The sequence below is a fragment of the Tamlana crocina genome (genome assembly GCF_012037625.1).
The window spans coordinates 1-711 of the sequence record NZ_JAAVJS010000065.1 but is presented as its reverse complement, the minus strand read 5'-3'; the positions used below and the strand labels follow the sequence as shown (position 1 = coordinate 711).

The window sequence follows — 711 nt, the reverse complement described above, 5'->3', positions numbered from 1 at the left end:
AAAAATGGCAAAACTGGCCGGGGAATATTCCCTGGAGCAAATGAAAGATGATGTGGCGCTTTTCGTAGCCAATGCTTATCTCGAAGTGCTTTTCAATAAAGAAAACTTCAAAGTGATCCAGGCACAGCATGAAATTACCCTGGAGCAGCTTGAAAGAGCCGAAGCTTTGGTGGAAGCGGGATCATTACCCAAAGGAGACCTGCTGGAAATAAGAGCTACTTCGGCAAATGAAGTACAGCGCATGATCGTTGCCGAAAACCAGATCAAGATCTCCCTTATCTCACTTGCTCAATTGCTGTTGATCAAGGATTATGAGAATTTTGATATTGCCGAAAGAGACTATGAGGTTTTTGAAAGTGAAGTGCTGGATGTCCCTGTTTCTGAAGTTATAGACGTTGCCGAAGACGAGCGTTATGAGGTGAAGGTGGCCGAAATGAACCGGGAACTTGCCGAAAAACAACTTGATATCGCCAAAGGTGCGTATTGGCCCACTTTTGGAGCCTTTTTTAACTACAACACCCGGGAATCAGGCGCGGGAAGATTTTTCGCTGCAGGACTTGATCCTGAGGAGCCTTACAGGCAAATAGGTTTTGTAGAGTCCACCCGGGAGGTGTTAGTAGCCCCAAACATGGCTACAGAAATTGGCAATCCGCTTCCGTTTTTTGAGCAGTTACAGCTAAACGACGGTATCTCTTACGGGGTACAGATGAA

1 protein-coding gene is annotated in these 711 nt (G+C 45.9%); it reads left to right on the top strand.

Going from position 1 to position 711, the window contains the following annotated elements; genetic code table 11:
* On the top strand, window positions 1-711 hold a 711-nt coding region (locus HC176_RS15625; RefSeq protein ID WP_167919912.1), incomplete at both ends, for a TolC family protein.